Raw genomic sequence first — 16,878 nt, 5'->3', positions numbered from 1 at the left:
GGAGGCAGGAACGTCATCAGGAAGGCGTCCGGCGACGGGATGCGTCGCGCGGCTTTCTCGATGTCTGTTTCATCCTCGCGAATTCGATCGGGACGTCGTCCTTCGGGGAAAGGATTCGACCGAAATCTAGCAGCGGATGCGCGCGGGAACGGCATCGAATTTCGAAGGCAGCGTTCGAATATTTGGATCATCGATAGCGCCGGACCACGGTGTGTTTGCATCGGCCGTGCTTCACCGTTCGCGCCTCGAATCAGCGCCCGCTGCCTTCCCGTTGGCCCACCAAGAAGGGCCCGTACTCCACCCCTCCCCTGCCTGGCGCCCGCCCCGCCTCTCGGCCTTTTCCTCACGTAGAGTGCACGCATGATCGAATCGACAACCCTTCGGTACTTTCACGAGGTCGCGGCCTTCGGCTCGGTGCGCATGGCAGCGGAAAAGCTCTTCGTGGCCCAGAGTGCCGTGAGTCGCCAGATCGCGTTGTTGGAGGACGAACTGGGCGTTCCCGTCTTCGAGCGCCATGCGCGGGGCATGGCCCTGACCGCCGCGGGAGAACTGCTGCTTCGCTACGCGCAGGACAACAAGACCCAGCTGGCCGATCTGAAGGGCCGCATTCACGAGTACGAGACGCTGGTCAAGGGCCATGTCAGGGTCGGATGTGTCGAAGGCATCCTGCACGGCCTCCTGTCCAGCTTCATGCCGAGCTTCATCGCCACGCACCCAGGCATCGGCTTTTCCCTCGATCTCATGGGATCGCATGCCGTGGGCGAAGCCGTCGCCGAACACAAGTACGACCTGGGCATCCTGTTCGGTGCCTCGCCCCGTCCCGATCTGATCGAGCTGCAGAAGATCGATCAACCCCTGTGTGTCATCGCCGCAGCCCGGCATCCCGCCGCCGGGTTGCGCAGTTGTGCACTCGCGCAGGTTGCGGACGTTCCCCTTGTGTTGCCCGACAGGTCCTTCGGTCTGCGCCAACTGGCCGATCGCGTCAGTTCGAAAGGCAAGTTCAAGCTGAACATCGCGATCGAGACGAATTCGCTTTCTTTTGCGAGCCAGCTGGTGGCGGATTCGGGGCTGATCACATTGCAACCGAGGGACGTCGTCGCCCCCCTGGTCGACGCGGGGAAAAGTGGTGGCGATTCCGCTGACCGACGCCCCGCTGCGATCCGCGCGCGCCACGCTGGTCGCCAGCTACTCCCGCCGACTGTCGCTCGCCGCCGACCATCTTTCCCAGTCGCTGATCGCCTACATGCGTGCATGGCAACGCTCTCCGAAGCAGGGACAGGGCGGGCGTTCGCGGCGTCCGAGGTCGAGTTCGGCCTGAGCATCGACGCCCCCCGTTCGTCGAACCCGTTCGACCGTCGCGCGGCGGCCGCTTTCCTCCAGGCGGCGCTCCCACAGGCCCGGGAATACCCTCTGCCGACCCGGGCCCTTTCTTGCCTACATTGCTTGTATGCAAGATTTTCGACGACTTGCATGCAAATAACACAGGAGATTTCCATGCGTCGTTTCACCCGCTCCCTGTTCGGCCAGGTCGTGCTCGCCCTGCTGATCGGCGTGGTGCTGGGCCTGCTGGCCCCGCAGTTCGCCGTCAAGCTCAAGCCGCTGGGCGACGGCTTCATCAAGCTGATCAAGATGATCATTCCCGTGCTGGTCTTCTGCGTGGTGGTGCATGGCATCGCCGGCGCGGGCGACCTGAAGCGCGTGGGCCGCGTCGGCGTGAAGGCGCTGATCTACTTCGAGGTGCTCACCACCGTCGCGCTGGCGATGGGGCTGGTGCTGGCCTTCGTGTTCCAGCCCGGCGTGGGCATGAACGTCGATCCGGGCAAGCTCGATCCGGCCGCGATGAGCGCCTATGCCTCCAATGCCGACAAGCTCACCAGCGGCGGCACGGTCGAGTTCCTGCTGAAGCTGATCCCCACCACGGTGGTGAACGCCTTCGCGACCGGCGACGTGCTGCAGGTGCTGCTGTTCGCGGTGCTGTTCGGCTGCGCGCTGTCGCTGCTCGGCGAGCGCGGCAAGCCGGTGGCGGTGGTGGTGGACGCGCTGTCGCTGGTGCTGTTCAAGATCATGGGCATCCTGATCAAGCTGGCGCCGCTGGGCGTGCTCGGCGCGATCGCCTTCACGGTCGGCCAATACGGCGTGGGCTCGCTCAAGCAGCTCGGCATGCTGATCGCGCTGTTCTACCTCGCGGTGCTGGTGTTCGTGTTCGTGGTGCTGGGCTTCGTGATGCGCATGTCGGGCTTCAGCCTGTGGAAGCTGCTGCGCTACCTGCGCGAAGAGCTCGCGATCGTGTTCGCCACCACCTCGTCGGACAGCGTGCTGCCGCAGATCATGGCCAAGCTGCGCCGCATGGGCATCCGCGACTCGACGGTGGGCCTGGTGATCCCCACGGGCTACTCGTTCAACCTCGACGCCTTCTCGATCTACATCACGCTGGCGGCGGTGTTCATCGCGCAGGCCACCACCACGCCGATCACCATGACCGACCTCCTGACGATCCTCGCGATCTCGCTGGTCACCTCCAAGGGCGCGCACGGCGTGCCGGGCTCGGCGATCGTGGTGCTGGCCGCCACGCTGCATGCGATTCCGGCGATTCCCGCGATCGGGCTGGTGCTGGTGCTGTCGGTCGACTGGTTCATGGGCATCGCGCGCGCGCTCGGCAACCTGATCGGCAACTGCGTGGCGACGGTGGCGATCGCCGCCTGGGAAGGCGACATCGACCGCGAGCGCGCCCATGCGGTGCTCGACGGCCGCGTGGCGCCCGACGAACCGGCGCTCGATCCGGCGCTGGCAGAATCCGGCGCGCCGCCCTCCGGCGCCGCCCTCGGCCGCCACTGAAACCACCCACGCCACCCGCCCCGCCACCGATGAGCTCCACCGAAGTCAGCCCCACCGTCATCGCCGAGCGCGTGGTCGAGGCGATCCTCGCGCAGAAGCTCGCGCCCGGCGAGCGGCTCGGCGAGCAGGCGCTGGCCGAGAACTTCGCGGTCAGCCGCACCATGGTGCGCGAGGCGCTGATGCAGTTGCAGGCGCGCGGCTTCGTCGAGGTGCAGTCGCGCCGCGGCTGGTACGTGGTCGAGCCCTCGGCCGAGGAGGCGCGCGACGCCTTCCGCGCGCGCCGCATCATCGAGTCGGGCATCCTCTCGGAGCCCGAGGGCCGGCCGCTGGCGAAGGTGATCCGCAAGCTGCGCGACCACATCGCCGACGAGCAGCGCGCGGTGGAAGGCGCCGACGCCGCCACCCGCGCCTTCCTGCTGGCCGACTTCCACGTCTGCCTGGCCGAGCAGCTCGGCCACCAGCTGCTGGTCGACGTGCTGCGCGACCTGACGGCGCGCACCACGCTCGCGGCCACGCTCTACCAGTCGAAGCACGAGGCCGGCCAGTCCTGCGCCGACCACGAGGCCATCGTGGCCGCGCTCGAGAACGGCGACCGGCCACGCGCGCGCAGCCTGATGCTGGCGCACATCGGCAACGTCGAGCGCGCGCTCGAGGTCGAGGCCAGCGCCGAACCCGATGCCTCGGCGCGGCTGCGCGCCACGCTGGCGCCGGTGGCCTTGCCGCGCGCCAAGCGCTGAAAACGTGCACTAGGTCCGCGGCCACGGTCCGTGGCGGCGCACGAAGGCGCCCGCGACTACAGGGGAGGCCCGACGGGCTGGGCTACAGTCCGGTTCAACCATGAACTCACCCCAACTCCAGCGCGGCGTGTTCCTCGCCCTGCTCGCCGCCGTCACCGTCGCTTTCCTGTGGGTGCTGATGCCGTTCTTCGGCGCGGTGCTCTGGGGCGTGGCGCTCGCGATCCTGTTCACGCCGCTCTACAAGTGGCTGCTCAGGAAGATGCCCGGCAAGCGCAACGCGGCGGCGCTGTCCACGCTCGCGATCTGCCTGGTGATCGTGATCCTGCCGCTGGCGATGATCGGCGTGTCGCTGGTGCAGGAAGTGGTGCTGGTCACGCAGAGCATCCGTTCGGGCAGATCGACTTCGCGGCCTACTTCCAGCAGATCCTGGCCGCCACGCCGCAGTGGCTGCTGAACCTGGTCGAGCGCTTCAACCTCGGCGACGCGGCGGCCTGGCAGGCGCGCATCTCGGCCATCGCCGGCCAGGGCAGCCAGCTGATCGCGAGCCAGGCGCTGGCCATCGGGCAGAACACCTTCGACTTCGTGGTCAGCTTCTTCGTGATGCTGTACCTGCTCTATTTCCTGGTGCGCGACGGCGCCTCGCTGTCGAAGACCATGCGCGACGCGCTGCCGCTGGCCAAGCCGCACACGCACTACCTGCTCAACAAGTTCACCACCGTGATCCGCGCCACCATCAAGGGCAACGTGGCGGTGGCGGTGGCGCAGGGCACGCTGGGCGGGCTGGCCTTCTGGTTCCTCGGCGTGCAGGGCGCGCTGCTGTGGGCGGTGCTGATGGCCTTCCTGTCGCTGCTGCCCGCCGTGGGCGCGGCGCTGATCTGGGGCCCGGTGGCGATCTACTTCCTCGCCACTGGCCACTTCTGGCAGGGCGGCATCCTGATCTTCGTCGGCGTGTTCGTGATCGGCCTGGTCGACAACATCCTGCGCCCGGTGCTGGTGGGCAAGGACACGCAGATGCCCGACTACATCGTGCTGATGTCGACCATCGGCGGCATGGCGATCTTCGGCATCAACGGCTTCGTGATCGGGCCGGTGGTGGCGGCGCTGTTCATGGCGGCCTGGAGCCTGTTCGCCGATTCGGGCCATGTGGGCACGGGCCACGAGACGCCGGCCGACGGCGCCCAGGAAGACCGTCCCAAGGGCCCGCACAAGGGCTGAAACCGTTCCGCAGGCCGGCCGTTCGCGCCGGCCTGCGCGCATTTCGCGCACGCATTCGCGCGTTCCGTCGCATGGCGCTGGGCAGCATCCGCCGCCTTTGGGATCGTCGGGTCTTCCATCCACACGACGAGGACCGCCATGCACTTTCTTGCCTTCCTGCCCCGCCCGGCCGCGCGCACCCTGTACGCCGCGACCGCGATCGCGGCGCTCACCGCCGCCACGCTCGCGCCGCTGAGCGCGCGGGCCGCCGACCTCAGCCTCAACGTGGCCGAGGGCCCGGCCACCGAGGCCACGCTCTACATCGCGCTGTACGCCGATGCCGCCAGCTTCGGCGCCAGCAAGCCGCTGGCCTCGCAGAGCCTGCCGCTGCGCGAGGGCAAGGCGCGCGTGGTGTTCACGGGCCTGGCGCCGGGCCGCTATGCGGTGCGCGCCTATGCCGACGAGAACGGCAACGGCAAGCTCGACACCAACCTCGTGGGCCTGCCGACCGAGCGCTACGGCTTCTCGAACGATGCCAAGGGCAAGCTCGGCGCGCCCGACTTCGAGGCCGCGGCGATCGGCGTCGACGCCGACCTGCAGAGCGCCATCCGCCTGCGCTGAGGAGGCCGCCATGCAACGACGCGAACTGCTGCGCCTGCTGGCCGGCACCGGCGCCCTGCCCCTGCTCGCGCCCTGGGCCCGCGCGGCGGGCGCGGCCGGCGAGGAGAACTGGCAGGCCCAGTTCGAGGCCGCCGACGCCCCCTGGAAGATCGGCTTCGCCACGCCGCCCGGCGATCTGCCGCCGACCCGCGCCACGGTGCGCGGACGCTTTCCCGACGCGGTGGCCGGCACGCTGTTCCGTGTCGGCCCCACCGGCCACGACCTGGGCGGCGAGCGCTACCACCACTGGTTCGACGGCGACGGCATGGTGCACCGCTTCGCGATCGAAGGCGGCGAGGTGGTGCACCAGGGCCGCTACGTGGCCACGCCCAAGCGCGTGGCCGAGCTGCGCGCCGGGCGCCGGCTGGTCGAGGCCTTCGGCACCGTGCCGCCGGGCGTGGAGCCGCCGACCTCGCCCGATGCCATCAACGTCGCCAACACCAGCGTGCTGCCGCTGCGCGGCGAGGTGCTGGCGCTGTGGGAAGGCGGTTCGGCCACGCGCCTCGATGCGCGCACGCTCGACACGCTGGGCCTGAAGACCTGGCGTGCCGACCTCGCGGGCATGCCGTTCTCGGCCCATCCGAAGGTGGACCCCGACGGCACGGTGTGGAACTTCGGCGTGAGCTCGGGCGCGAGCCTGCTCGCGCTCTACGAGATCGCGCCCGACGGCGGCCTGCGCCGCGCCGCCGCGGTGCCGGTGCCCGACCTGCCGATGGTCCACGACTTCGCCGTGACCGACCGGCACCTGGTGTTCCTGATGCCGCCGCTGGTGTACGACGGCAAGCGCAAGGAGGCCGGCGCCAGCTTCCTCGACGCCCACGTCTGGCGGCCCGAGCTCGGCATGCGCGCGCTGGTGGTCGACAAGCGCGACTGGGAACGAAGGCAGATGCTGACCCTGCCGGCCGGCTTCCTGTTCCATGTCGGCAATGCCTGGGAGGAAGACACGCCGCGCGGCCCGCGCATCCACGTCGACTACGTGCGCACCGAGGACGCCGAGTCGGTGTTCACGACCAACCGCGAGCTGATGCGCGCGCGCCGCGTGCGCCAGAACGAACCGCGCCTGACCGTCGCGACGCTCGACCTGGCCGATGGCCGGGCCACGCAGAAGGTGCTGCCGCAGGAGGCCGAGTTCCCGCGCATCGATCCGCGCCGCGTCGGCCTGCGCCATCGCCAGGTGATCCATGCCACGCTGACGCGGCCCGACGTGCCGGGCTTCCAGGCGGTGGCGCGCACCGACGTCGAGAGCGGCCGCAGCGAGCGCTTCGTCCACGGCGCGCAGTCGATCGTCGAGGAGCATGTGTTCGTGCCCGACGGCGGGAAGCCGGGCTGGGTGCTGGGCACCTCGCTCGACTTCGGCCGCCGGTGCACGGTGCTCTCGTGCTTCGCGGCCGACCATCTCGCGGCGGGGCCGGTGGCGCAGGCCACGCTGCCCTATGCGTTGCCGCTGGGGCTGCACGGGGCTTTCGTGAAGGCCTGAAGAAAGTCACCCGTTCACGCTGAGCTTGTCGAAGCGCCGCGCAAGGCTTCGCCCTTCGACCTGCTCAGGACAGGCCAGGCTCAGCCCGAACGGATGTCGGCGGATCGCAGGGCGCCGTCAGGCGTCCCACCAGCCTTCGTCGAAACGCCCCTGCAGGAAGGCCACGAAGCTCGACACCTTGCCCGGCACCAGCTTGGGCGAGGGAAAGACGGCGTGGATCTCCTGCTCGGGCAGCGCATGGTCGGCCAGCACCGCGCGCACCTTGCCCGCGGCCAGCGACTCGCTGGCCACGTAGCGCGGCATCAGCGCGATGCCCAGGCCGTCGCGCGCGGCCGCCAGCACGGCCGAGAGGTTGTTGGAACGGAAGCGGCCCGACACCGGCACCGTCACCGGCTCGCCCTTGGGCGTGTGCATGCGCCAGAACTCGTCGCCCACCACGCTGCTGTAGATCAGCGCCACGTGCGCGCTCAGGTCCTGTGCGCGCCTGGGCGTGCCGTGCTTCTTGAGGTAGGCCGGCGAGGCGACCATGGCCCAGGGGTTGGCGCCCAGGTAGCGCGCGCCCAGCGACGAATCGGCCAGCTTGCCCATGCGCACCGCCACGTCGATGCCCTGCGCGATCAGGTCCACGTAGCGGTCCTCGAAGCTCAGGTCGATCTGCACCTGCGGATACCGGCGCATGTACTCGAGCGCGAGCGGCACCACCACGCGGCGGCCGAAAGCCACCGAGGTGCCGACGCGCAGCAGGCCCTGGGCCTGGTTCTGGCGCAGCTGCACCACGCTGTCGGCCTCCTCGGCGTCGCGCACGATCGACTTGCACTTCTCGTAGTAGAGCGCGCCGGGCTCGGTGAGGCTCACGCCGCGCGTGTTGCGGTTGAGCAGCCTGACTTTCAGCCGCGCCTCGGTGGCGGCGATCTGCTTGGTCACCGTGGGCTGGGTGGTGTGGAACTCGAGCGCGGCCTTCGAGAAGCTGCCGGTCTCCACCACGCGCACGAACATTTCCATTGCCAACAGCCGGTCCATCGCCACTCCTTCGAATCGCCGCCATCCTAGCCACTTATTCCGGATTGGAATAGGTTTTATGGCCCGGTGCCGTCTTCTTGGAATCCCCCCCGCTTCCTACAGTGGACCCAAGCTTTTCAAGGAGACTTTCAATGGCAAAGATGACCGCGGTCCAGGCCGCCGTGCTGGTGATGGAGAAGGAGGGCGTGACGCAGGCCTTCGGCGTGCCCGGTGCCGCCATCAATCCGATGTACTCGGCGCTGCGGCAACGCGGCAGCATCGCGCACATCCTCGCGCGCCACGTCGAGGGCGCCTCGCACATGGCCGAGGGCTACACCCGCGCCGTCGCCGGCAACATCGGCGTGTGCATCGGCACCTCGGGCCCCGCGGGCACCGACATGATCACGGGCCTGTACTCGGCCTGGGCCGATTCGATCCCGATCCTGTGCATCACCGGCCAGGCACCGCGCGCACGCCTCTACAAGGAAGACTTCCAGGCGGTCGACATCGAGTCGATCTCCAAGCCGGTCACCAAGTGGTCGGTGACGGTGCGCGAACCCGGCCAGGTGCCGCAGGTGTTCCAGCAGGCCTTCCACCTGATGCGCTCGGGCCGCCCGGGCCCGGTGCTGATCGACCTGCCCTTCGACGTGCAGATGGCGCAGATCGAGTTCGACATCGACAGCTACGAACCGCTCAAGCCCTACAAGCCGGCCGCGAGCCGCGCGCAGATCGAGCGCGCGATCGAGATGCTCAACGCAGCCGAGCGCCCGCTGATCGTGGCCGGCGGCGGCGTCATCAACGCCGACGCGAGCGAACTGCTGGTGCGCTTCGCCGAAGCCACCGGCGTGCCCGTGATCCCCACGCTGATGGGCTGGGGCTCGATCCCCGACGACCATCCGCTGATGGCCGGCATGTGCGGTCTGCAGACCAGCCACCGCTACGGCAACGCCACCATGCTGGCCTCCGACTTCGTGCTGGGCATCGGCAACCGCTGGGCCAACCGCCACACCGGCTCGGTCGACGTCTACACCAAGGGCCGCAAGTTCGTGCACGTGGACATCGAGCCCACGCAGATCGGCCGCGTGTTCACGCCCGACTTCGGCATCGTCTCCGATGCCAAGGCCGCGCTCGAGCTGTTCGTGCAGGTGGCCGAGGAGATGAAGGCCGCGGGCCGGCTGCCGAGCCGCCGCGAGTGGGCCAACGCGTGCATCGAGCGCAAGAGGACCATGCTGCGCAAGACCAACTTCGACGAAGTGCCGATGAAGCCGCAGCGCGTGTACCAGTGCATGAACAACAACTTCGACAACGACACCTGCTACGTCAGCACCATCGGGCTGTCGCAGATCGCCGCGGCGCAGTTCCTGCACGTCTACAACCCGCGCCACTGGATCAACTGCGGCCAGGCCGGCCCGCTGGGCTGGACCATTCCCGCCGCGCTCGGCGTGCGCGCGGCCGACCCCACGCGCAAGATCGTCGCGCTCTCGGGCGACTACGACTTCCAGTTCATGATCGAGGAGCTCGCGGTGGGGGCGCAGTTCAAGCTGCCCTACATCCACATCGTGGTCAACAACTCCTACCTCGGCCTGATCCGCCAGGCGCAGCGCGGCTTCGAGATGGACTACTGCGTGCAGCTGGCCTTCGACAACATCAACGCGGGCCCCGACGCCGGCATAGAGAGCAGCTACGGCGTGGACCACATGAAGGTGGTCGAGGGCCTGGGCTGCAAGGCGATCCGCGTCAACCGCCAGGAAGAGATCGCCCCCGCGATCCACCGCGCCGAGGCGCTGATGGCCGAGCACGGCGTGCCGGTGGTGATCGAGGTGATGCTCGAGCGCGTGACCAACATCGCGATGGGCACCGAGATCGACAACATCACCGAGTTCGAGCCGCTCGCGGAAACGCCGGCCGATGCGCCCACCGCAGTGGCGGCGGTGCTGCTGGACTGAATGCGGGCAGCCGGACGCAGAGGACGCGAAGGTTTCGCGAAGGACGCCAAAGGAATTCAAGAAAACTTTTGTGGCTGTTCTTTCGCGAACTTCGCGGAACCTTTGCGTCCTTCGCGTCCGGAAGTCCGATCCCGATTTGACTTGCTTTGATTGAGAGACCCCCATGCCCAAGTTCGCAGCCAATCTCACCATGCTCTTCACCGAGCTGCCGTTCCTGCAGCGCTTCGAGGCCGCCGCCAAGGCGGGCTTCGAGGCGGTGGAGTACCTGTTCCCCTACCCCTTCGAGAAGAAGGACCTCACCGCCGCGCTGCGCGCCAACGGCCTCGTGCAGGTGCTGCACAACCTGCCGGCCGGCGACTGGGACAAGGGCGAGCGCGGCATCGCCTGCCATCCGGAGCGCATCGGCGAGTTCCGCGAAGGCATCGCGATGGCCATCGACTACGCCACGGCCCTCGGCTGCCCGCAGGTCAACTGCCTGGTCGGCAAGGTGCCGGCCGGCGTGAGCCACGACATCGCCCACCGCACGGTGGTCGAGAACCTGCGCATCGCCGCTTCCGAGCTCGAGGCGGCGGGCATCCGCCTGCTGGTCGAGCCGATCAACCCTTTCGACATTCCCGGCTTCTTCCTCAACCGCACCGAGCAGGCGATCGCGCTGATCGACGAGGTGGGCTCGCCCAACCTGCGCGTGCAGTACGACATCTACCACGCGCAGCGCACCGAGGGCGAGCTGGGCAACACGCTCACCAAGCACTTCGCGCGCATCGGCCACATCCAGCTGGCCGACAACCCGGGCCGCGGCGAGCCGGGCACGGGCGAGATCAACTACCCGTGGCTGTTCCAGCACATCGATGCGCTCGGCTACGACGGCTTCATCGGCTGCGAATACAAGCCGCGCGCCACCACCGTCGAAGGCCTGGGCTGGCGCGAGACGCTGACCCGGGCGCAGTGAACGACGACACGACCAGATTCAAGGAAACCTCAGACATGACGCAACAAGCATCGCAACGCATCGGATTCATCGGCCTGGGCATCATGGGCGCGCCCATGGCGGGCCACCTGCTCGAGGCCGGCCACCAGCTGTTCGTGAACACACACGGCAACACGCCCGAGCCCTTCATCTCGCGCGCCACCATCTGCGCCTCGCCGGTCGAGGTCGCGCGCCAGGCCGACATCGTGTTCGTGATGGTGCCCGACACGCCCGACGTGGAGAAGGTGCTGTTCGGCGAACCGGGCCGCGAGGGCGTGGCCGCGGGCCTGAGCAAGGGCAAGATCGTGGTGGACTGCAGCTCGATCGACCCGATCGCCACCAAGGGCTTCGCGCAGCGCATCGAGGCGCTGGGCTGCGGCTACATCGACGCGCCGGTCTCGGGCGGCGAGGTGGGCGCCAAGGCCGCGAGCCTCACGATCATGTGCGGCGGCGACGAAGGCACCTTCGGCCGCGTGCGCCCGCTGCTCGAGAAGATGGGCAAGAACGTGACGCTGGTGGGCGGCTTGGGCGACGGCCAGGTCTGCAAGGTGGCCAACCAGATCATCGTGGCGCTGAACATCGCGGCCGTGGGCGAAGCGCTGCTGTTCGCGAGCAAGGCCGGCGCCGATCCGGCCAAGGTGCGCCAGGCGCTGATGGGCGGCTTCGCGAGCTCGCGCATCCTCGAGGTGCATGGCGAACGCATGATCAAGCGCACCTTCGCGCCGGGCTTCCGCATCTCGCTGCACCAGAAGGACCTGAACCTGGCGCTGCAGAGCGCGCGTTCGCTGGGCGTGGCGCTGCCGCAGACGGCCGGCGCGGCGCAACTGATGAACGCCTGCGCGGCACTGGGCCATGGGCAGCAGGACCACTCGGCGCTGGTGCGTGCGCTGGAGGCGCTGGCGCAGCACACGGTGGCGCCGGACTGAAACCATCGAAATCGGGCAGCCGGACGCAGAGGACGCAAAGATTTCGCGAAGAACGCGAAAGGGACCGAAGACAACTTTGAGATTTCTTTTGCATCTTTCGCGAAACCTTCGCGTCCTCTGCGTCCGGAAGCCAGCTCCCTACTTCGCCGCCTCCAGCGACTCCTTGAGGTTGCGCCGCCGCCAGGCCCAGGTCTTGATGGCCTGCGGCAGGATGCCGAGGCAGGAGGCGTAGTAGGTCACCTTGAAGCCCCAGAAGCGCGGGCCGATGGGGGTGTCGCGGAACAGGTCGCCGGCCAGGATCGACAGCAGCGCCTCCTGCATGCGCCAGATGTTGCGCGGCGCCATGAACAGGCGCCGGATCGCCGGCGAGGTGATGCGGTAGATGAACCACGAGAACATCCTCGGCCCGCGCTTCATGACCTTCTCGTAGTGGCGGAACGCGCGCTCGGCCTCCTTCGCCTCGCCGCGCAGCCACAGGTCGGCGGCCGCCGCGGCCTCGAAGCCGCTGTTCATCGCGAGGTAGACGCCCGAGGAGAACATCGGGTCGACGAAGGCATAGGCGTCGCCCACCATCATGAAGCGGTCGCCGCGGCAGAACTTGGAGTCGTAGGCGTAGTTGCCGGTGGCGGTGGCGCCCTCCATCAGCGTGGCGTTCTTCAATCGCGCGGCCAGCTTGGGCGCGAGCGCGATGGTCTCCATCAGGAAGTCCTCGAGCGAGGCGCCCTGGCGCCGCTTGAAGTAGGCCGGCGAGGCCACCGCGCCGACGCTCACGGTGCCGTCCTTGAGCGGGATGTACCAGAACCAGCCGTGGTCGAACCAGAAGAGCGAGATATTGCCCTCGAAGCGGCCCGGCCGGCGCTCGGCGTTGGCGAAGTGGCCGTAGAGCGCGGCGCTCGCGTGCTTGCGGTTGCGCTGCTTGGCGTCGAACTGGTTCGACAGCAGGGTGTCGCGCCCGCTGGCATCGATCACGAAGCGCGGGCGCCAGGCGGTCTCGGTGCCGTCGTCGGCCTTGATCTTCACCAGCGGGCGGTTATCGGGCGTGCCCTTGCCCGCGTCCATGTCGACGCCCGTGACGCGCTGGCCTTCGAAGGTCCGCGCGCCGCGCTTGCCGGCATGGCGGAACAGCAGTTCGTCGAACTCCGAGCGGCGCACGTGCACCGCGTAGGGGAAGCTCTTGTCCATCGCCTCGCCGAAGTCGAAATGGCTGCTGTGGTCGTGCCAGGGCGAGACGAACTCGGCGCCGTGCTTGCGGATGCCGATGGCCTCGACCTCGGTGCGCACGCCGAGCCGGTCGAACAGCGGCATGTTCATCGGCAGCAGCGATTCGCCGATGTGGAAGCGCGGGTGCTGCGCCTTCTCGAACAGCACCACGTCGTGGCCCTTGTCCGCGAGCAGTGCGGCCACGGTGGAGCCCGAGGGGCCGCCGCCGATGACCACGACGTCGGGTTCGGTGCCGGTGAAAGGTCCGGAAGTCATTCGCTGCAAGCCCCTTGTTGTCGTTCTGTCATGTGGAGGATGAAGCCGCCCTCGCGGCCGGGCCGTAAACGGCCGGAGCGCAGTTTAGCGGCCCCCCGGTCCGCGCCGGGAGCGTCGCGGTGCGCGGTCGCGGCCGCCGCGCGCCCATCGGCGCCCGTGCCCGCTATGGGTTCAGGCCGTTTCGGCATCGCCCTGGCAGGAAGAGGTAGCGCTTTTGCGGTAGCCTCGTTCCCCGTCAGAAACAAGGAGACTTTCCATGGCCGCCCCCCTGTCACCGGCAGAAGAAGCACTGCGCGAAGCTGCCCGTGAATACCACCGCTCGCCCGTCAAGGGCAAGATCTCGATCACCCCGACCAAGCCCCTGCTGAACCAGCGCGACCTGTCGCTGGCCTATTCGCCGGGCGTGGCCTATCCCTGCCTCGACATCGCGGCCGATCCCGCCACCGCCGCCGAATACACCGCGCGCGGCAACCTCGTGGGCGTGGTCACCAACGGCACGGCCGTTCTGGGCCTGGGCAACATCGGCCCGCTGGCCGCCAAGCCCGTGATGGAAGGCAAGGGCTGCCTGTTCAAGAAATTCGCCGGCATCGACGTGTTCGACATCGAACTGGCCGAGAACGACCCCGACAAGCTGGTCGACATCATCGCGGCGCTCGAGCCCACGCTGGGCGGCATCAACCTCGAGGACATCAAGGCGCCCGAGTGCTTCTACATCGAGAAGAAGCTGCGCGAGCGCATGAACATCCCGGTGTTCCACGACGACCAGCACGGCACGGCCATCATCTCGGCCGCCGCGCTGATCAACGGCCTGGAACTCGTCGACAAGAAGATCGAGGACGTGAAGATCGCCGTCTCGGGCGCGGGCGCCGCCGCCATCGCCTGCCTCGACGTGATGGTGGGCCTGGGCGTGAAGCCCGCCAACATCCACGCCTGCGACTCCAAGGGCCTGATCTACACCGGCCGCGCGGGCGGGTTCGACGAATCGAAGGCGCGCTACGCGCAGCCCGACACCGGCGCGCGCACCTTGGCCGACGTGGTGAAGGACGCCGACGTGTTCCTCGGCTGCTCGGCCCCGGGCGTGATGACCGCCGACATGGTCAAGACCATGGCGCGCCAGCCGATCATCCTGGCGCTGGCCAACCCCGAGCCCGAGATCCGCCCCGAGCTCGCCAAGGCCGTGCGGCCCGACTGCATCATCGCCACCGGCCGCTCGGACTATCCGAACCAGGTCAACAACGTGCTGTGCTTCCCGTACATCTTCCGCGGCGCGCTCGACTGCGGCGCGAGCAAGATCACGGAGGAGATGAAGCTGGCCTGCGTGCGCGAGATCGCCGACCTGACCAAGGCCGACATCAGCGAGGAAGTGGCCACCGCCTACGCGGGCCAGGAACTGGCCTTCGGCCCCGACTACATCATTCCCAAGCCCTTCGATTCGCGCCTGATCCTGCGCATCGCGCCGGCCGTCGCCAAGGCCGCGCAGGCCTCGGGCGTGGCCACGCGCCCGATCGAGGACATGGAGGCCTACCGCCAGCACCTCACGCGCTTCGTCTACCAGACCGGCATGTTCATGCGCCCGGTCTTCACCGCCGCCAAGCTGGCCACCGCCAAGCGCGTGGCCTATGCCGAGGGCGAGGACGAGCGCGTGCTGCGCGCGGCCCAGTACGCGGTCGACGAAGGCATCGCGCGGCCGATCCTGGTGGGACGCCCCGCCGTGATCGAGGCGCGCATCAAGAAGGCCGGCCTGCACATCCGCCTGGGCACCGACTTCGAGGTGGTCGACCCCGAGGACGATCCGCGCTTCCGCACCTACTGGGAGAGCTACCACAAGCTCATGGGCCGCCGCGGCATGACGCCCGAGGCCGCCAAGGCCGCGGTGCGCCGCTCGAACACCGTGATCGCCGCGCTGATGATCCACCTCGGCGACGCCGACGCGATGATCTGCGGCATGGTCGGGCGCTTCGACGCCCACCTCGAGCACATCCGCGACCTGATCGGCCTGAAGCGCGGCGCGCCCGGCTTCGCGACCCTGAACGCGCTCACGCTCGACAAGCGCACCATCTTCATCACCGACACCAACGTGAACGAGGACCCGAGCGCCGAGATGCTCGCCAGCATCGCGCTGATGGCGGCCGAGGAGATCCACCGCTTCGGCCTGCCGCCGAAGGTGGCCTTCCTCTCGCACTCGAACTACGGCAGCTCCTCGCGCGGCTCGGCGCGCAAGATGCGCCTGGCGCGCGACCTGTTCGCGCAGATGGCGCCCGACATCGAATGCGACGGCGAGATGCACGGCGACGCGGCGCTCTCGGAAGAGATCCGCCGCACCGCGCTGCCCGACAGCACGCTCTCGGGCGAGGCCAACCTGCTGGTGTGCCCGAACCTCGATTCGGCCCACATCCTCTACAACGTGCTGAAGATGACCGGCGCCAACGGCATCACGGTGGGCCCGGTGCTGCTGGGCGCCGCGAGCTCGGCGCACGTGCTCACGCCCTCGTCGACGGTGCGCCGCATCATCAACATGACGGCGCTGGCGGTGGCGAAGGTCACGGTCGACAAGTAAGCGGGTCGCTTCAGACCACGGCGTCCTCGGCGGGTGCGAAAGCCTCGCCGAGCGACTGCTCGAGCGGCCGATAGAGCTCGGGCATGAACATGGTGCGCGACAGCAGCAGCCGCGCGCGCGGCGCGACCAGCACGCGCAGGCTCGCGCCCTCGCGCACATGGGCCGACACCACCGGCCGGCCTTCGTCCGAGAAGGTCATCACGAGGTCGGGGAAGCGCGCGACGCGCCGGCCCTGCTGCTCGAGCAGCATGTATTCGTTGATGAAGCGCAGCACGGTGCGCGCTGCATCGTCGAGCTCGACCACGCCCACGTCCAGCCCCTCCTGCTGCTCGCAGCGGTAGCCGCGCACCGTGCCCTCGGCCACGATGCGGCCCTCGAGCGAGCGCGCCACGGCATCGACGCCACCGTCGAGCCAGGCCTGGCCGAGCGCGATCGCATGGCTGATCGCGCCGGGCGCGCCGTGCCGCTGCGCATAAGCCACCTCGACCGGATTGCGCGCCACCGCCACCAGGCCGCCCGCCTCCACCGAGGCACGCCGCACCACGGCCGAGGTGCGCTCGAGCCGGCCCGACACCACGCCCTCGACGTAGCGCTGCGGCTCGCCGCCCGCATAGGCCTGCACCGAGAGGTAGTCGGGCTCGGTGTGCAGGCCCAGCGCGCCCATCACGCTCGACGGATGGGCGCGGCCGTTGCAGGCCAGGTCGATCACGGGCAGGCCGCTCATCGAGGCATGGAACCAGCCGTTGACCGTGGTCTCGGCACCGTTCTCGTTGGCATGCAGGCCGACCAGCTCGCGGCCCGGCGGCAGTTCGCGGCGCAGCAGCTCGAGCGTGCGCAGCAGGTGCGCGGGCTGCACGTGCGGATCGGGCGCGGCCGGCGCGCCGACCAGCGCCATGGTGGCGGTGAGCGCCGAGGGCTCGAACTCGTCGACGCTCCACAGCTGCGGCGTGCCGACCTGCAGCGCGAGCGTGGCGGCGCGCTCGCCGGCCGCGATCAGCCCGCCGCCGCCACCGCCGAGGATGGCGCCACCCCAGATGGCCGCGCGGACGTCGTCGGGGGTCAGATTGCGTTTCATGGATGCATGGCTCCTGTGTGTGACGAATG

11 protein-coding genes and 2 pseudogenes are annotated in these 16,878 nt (G+C 68.9%); 10 read left to right on the top strand and 3 right to left on the bottom strand.

The features are described 5' to 3' along the window. Positions 1-360: 360 nt before the first annotated feature. The 6 genes and pseudogenes from ACHMXE_RS18885 to ACHMXE_RS18860 form a co-directional block, all read left to right on the top strand. A pseudogene (locus tag ACHMXE_RS18885) lies at positions 361-1,107 on the top strand (LysR family transcriptional regulator); the annotation flags it as partial. A 387-nt stretch (positions 1,108-1,494) separates the two neighbouring features. Beyond that, positions 1,495-2,835: a C4-dicarboxylate transporter DctA gene (locus ACHMXE_RS18880; protein ID WP_395352715.1), complete on the top strand. Its 1,341-nt coding sequence runs from the start codon at positions 1,495-1,497 to the stop codon at positions 2,833-2,835. 29 nt (positions 2,836-2,864) lie between these two features. Then, positions 2,865-3,572: a GntR family transcriptional regulator gene (locus ACHMXE_RS18875; protein ID WP_203202386.1), complete on the top strand. Its 708-nt coding sequence runs from the start codon at positions 2,865-2,867 to the stop codon at positions 3,570-3,572. A 100-nt stretch (positions 3,573-3,672) separates the two neighbouring features. Further along, positions 3,673-4,787: pseudogene (locus ACHMXE_RS18870) on the top strand (AI-2E family transporter). A 138-nt stretch (positions 4,788-4,925) separates the two neighbouring features. After that, positions 4,926-5,387: a DUF2141 domain-containing protein gene (locus ACHMXE_RS18865; protein ID WP_395350648.1), complete on the top strand. Its 462-nt coding sequence runs from the start codon at positions 4,926-4,928 to the stop codon at positions 5,385-5,387. A gap of 10 nt (positions 5,388-5,397) precedes the next feature. Further along, positions 5,398-6,903 carry a carotenoid oxygenase family protein gene (locus ACHMXE_RS18860; protein WP_395350647.1) on the top strand — a complete coding sequence of 502 codons (1,506 nt, stop codon included), beginning with the start codon at positions 5,398-5,400 and terminating at the stop codon, positions 6,901-6,903. Between the two features lie 117 nt (positions 6,904-7,020). Here ACHMXE_RS18860 and ACHMXE_RS18855 read toward each other — a convergent pair whose 3' ends face one another. After that, positions 7,021-7,923, bottom strand: coding sequence for a LysR family transcriptional regulator (locus ACHMXE_RS18855; RefSeq protein ID WP_057591557.1), 903 nt, complete (start codon positions 7,921-7,923; stop codon positions 7,021-7,023). Positions 7,924-8,054: 131 nt separating this feature from the next. On the opposite strand from ACHMXE_RS18855, the gene gcl reads away from it, so the two are divergent. The 3 genes from gcl (at position 8,055) to ACHMXE_RS18840 (ending at position 11,741) form a co-directional block, all read left to right on the top strand. Further along, a complete protein-coding gene (gene gcl / locus ACHMXE_RS18850; RefSeq protein WP_395350645.1) occupies positions 8,055-9,848 on the top strand; it encodes a glyoxylate carboligase in 1,794 nt (597 codons plus the stop codon). A gap of 163 nt (positions 9,849-10,011) precedes the next feature. Beyond that, positions 10,012-10,797 (top strand): hydroxypyruvate isomerase, encoded by a 786-nt coding sequence (gene hyi, locus ACHMXE_RS18845; protein ID WP_395350644.1) that lies wholly within the window; start codon positions 10,012-10,014, stop codon positions 10,795-10,797. A gap of 35 nt (positions 10,798-10,832) precedes the next feature. Then, on the top strand, positions 10,833-11,741 hold the full coding sequence (locus ACHMXE_RS18840; protein ID WP_395350642.1) for a 2-hydroxy-3-oxopropionate reductase: 909 nt from the start codon (positions 10,833-10,835) through the stop codon (positions 11,739-11,741). 138 nt (positions 11,742-11,879) lie between these two features. On the opposite strand, the gene ACHMXE_RS18835 is transcribed toward ACHMXE_RS18840, so the two are convergent. Beyond that, on the bottom strand, positions 11,880-13,217 hold the full coding sequence (locus ACHMXE_RS18835) for an NAD(P)/FAD-dependent oxidoreductase (RefSeq protein ID WP_203202393.1): 1,338 nt from the start codon (positions 13,215-13,217) through the stop codon (positions 11,880-11,882). Between the two features lie 256 nt (positions 13,218-13,473). On the opposite strand from ACHMXE_RS18835, the gene ACHMXE_RS18830 reads away from it, so the two are divergent. Next, entirely contained in the window at positions 13,474-15,774 is a 2,301-nt protein-coding gene (locus tag ACHMXE_RS18830; protein WP_209544026.1) for an NADP-dependent malic enzyme, read from the top strand. A 10-nt stretch (positions 15,775-15,784) separates the two neighbouring features. Here the strand turns inward: ACHMXE_RS18830 and ACHMXE_RS18825 are convergent, their stop codons facing one another. Then, a complete protein-coding gene (locus tag ACHMXE_RS18825) occupies positions 15,785-16,849 on the bottom strand; it encodes a DUF917 family protein (protein WP_395350639.1) in 1,065 nt (354 codons plus the stop codon). Between the last annotated feature and the right edge of the window lie 29 nt (positions 16,850-16,878).

The sequence above is a fragment of the Variovorax sp. UC122_21 genome (assembly GCF_044056785.1).
Lineage (GTDB): Bacteria > Pseudomonadota > Gammaproteobacteria > Burkholderiales > Burkholderiaceae_C > Variovorax.
The sequence above is the reverse complement of the archived record's forward strand: the minus strand, read 5'-3'. Positions and strand labels throughout refer to the sequence as shown.